The organism is Pseudomonas sp. NFACC43, assembly GCF_900119645.1.
Taxonomy (GTDB): Bacteria; Pseudomonadota; Gammaproteobacteria; order Pseudomonadales; family Pseudomonadaceae; genus Aquipseudomonas.
In genome coordinates this window covers 1-2199 of the sequence record NZ_FPKK01000034.1, presented here as the reverse complement: position 1 = coordinate 2199, position 2199 = coordinate 1, and the positions used below count along the sequence as shown (strand labels likewise).

The 2199-nt window shown below is 65.5% G+C and carries 1 protein-coding gene; it reads right to left on the bottom strand.

Annotation, left to right across the window (positions count from 1 at the left end; genetic code table 11):
- On the bottom strand, positions 1-2199 hold a 2199-nt coding region (locus tag BT179_RS26160), incomplete at both ends, for an AMP-binding protein (RefSeq protein WP_072449297.1).

Sequence of the window (2199 nt, the reverse complement as noted above, 5' to 3'; positions counted from 1 at the left end):
GTGTTGATCAAGGTGATGTCGTGCTCGCCCTGTTGCAGTTCCAGCACATTGGTGACCACGTCGATGCTGCCACCGGAAGTCAACGGCGCGAAGCACTCATAGACCGCCAGGTCGAAGTTCAGCGAAGTGGAAAACAGCGTCTTCGACAGGGTCTGCGCATCGAAGGAACGCTGTGCCCAGGTCAGGAAGTTCACCGTGTTGCGGTGCTCGATCATCACGCCCTTGGGCAGACCGGTGGAGCCGGATGTGTAGATCACATAGGCCAGGTGCGACGAGGTCAGTTCCGGAACCTGGGGATTCAGGACGGACTCGTCCTGCCAAAGTTCGCTACCCAGATCGATGACCGGCATCGCAGCGCCGGCCAACAATCCAGCCGTCGCCGTCTGGGCCAGCACCGCCGCCGGGGCGCTGTCTTCCAGCATGTAGGCGATCCGGTCCGCCGGGTAAGCCGGATCCAGCGGTACGTAACCGCCGCCGGCCTTGAGGATCGCCAGCAGGCCCACCACCATGTCGAGGCCGCGCTCGACACAGATCGCCACCCGAGAATCGGGTTTCACCCCCTGCTTGCGCAGGTAATGGGCCAGGCGGTTGGCCCGTTCGTTCAGTTCGCCATAAGTCAGGCGTTGCCCACGATACAGCACCGCCAGCGACTCCGGCGTGCGCTGAACTTGCGCTTCGAACAGCCCGTGAATCGTCTGCTCCAGCGGGTATTCGGCCTGGGTGGCGTTGAAACCCACCAGCACCTGTTCACGCTCGCTGGCCGGCAGAATCGGCAGGCGATACAACGGCACCTGGGGTGTCTGCTCCAGGGCCTCCACCAGTGTTTCCAACGCTGCCTGCACATACCCGCAGACCCGTTGTGCGCCGATCCCGGCAGCCACCAGCACCGTCAGACTGAAGCCGTTGCCCAGGTCGTCGACGTTCAAGGTCAGCGGATAGTTGGTGCGCTCCTCGCCTTCCAGGGCCTGGATACCGCGCCATGCCTGCACCGCCGAGGTCGAGGCCGCGTCTGCGCCAGTGGCGCTGTGGCGGTAGTTGAGCAAGGCGCTGAACAACGGTAATGGCGCCGCCACGGCACTGCATCGCTGGGCCAGGGCCAGAGAGGCGTGCTCATGGCCCAACAGGGCCGTCAGCCGTGCATGGGTCGCCTTGACGCCCGCCCGCACGCCCTGCTGCCCCAACGTCACGCGCAATGGCAGGGTATTGATGAACATCCCCAGCGCCCGGTCGGCGCCCTCGCCGCCCTGCATCCGGCCCATCAGCACGGTGCCGAACACCACGTCCTGCCGGCCGGACACCTTGCCCAACACCTGGGCCCAGGCCAGGTGCACCAGGCTGGCGACGCTCACCCCCGCCTGACGGGCCTGCTGGCGCAGGCGCAGATCCAGCGCCGGGGCCAGCGCTTGCCGGGCCTCGTCGATGTCGTGGTTCTGCCCCTGCACGTCCAGCAGGCCGAACGGCAATGTCGGTTCGTCCACGTCGCCGAGCATGTCACGGAAGAAGGCTTCATGCTCTTGCCGAGTCACCCCCAACCGTGCCTGCGCCACATAATTGCGATAGGGCACCGTTTCCGCCAGTCGGGCGGTCTCGCCCAGCAGGTGCGCCTGCATTTCGTGTTGCACCACCTCCAGCGCCGTATGATCCAGCGCCATATGGTGGAACAGCAAACTCGCCACCCATCGACGATTGGCCTCGTCTTGACCGTAGGCCAGGCGCATCAACGGTGCCTGGCCCACGTCCAGGCGATGCTGTCGCGGGTCGAAGCGCTGGCGCAGCTGCGTTACGGCGTCCCCGGCGGTAGGGTCGAACCGGACCTCTTCGAGGTGAAGCTTCGCCTCGCGCCAGACCACTTGCACAGGCTCATCGAGGCCTTCCCAGACCACGCTGGTGCGCAGGATGTCATGGCGATCGATCACCGCTTGCAACGCCTGGGCGAAGGCTTCCAGACGCTCACGGTCCTCGAAGGCGAACTGCGTCTGGAGGACGTACAGGTCACCCTGCTCCGCCGAGAGGTGATGATAGAGAATGCCTTCCTGCAAGGGCGCCAGGGGGTAGATGTCCTGCACGTTGCGCGCACCACCCGGCACAGTCGCCACGATGCGGTCGATGGCGTCCTGGTCCAGCGCCACCAGCGGCAGCATCGACGGCGTGATCCGGGTGCTTCCCGGCAGGATGCCGTTGTCCGGCACCTCCACATCG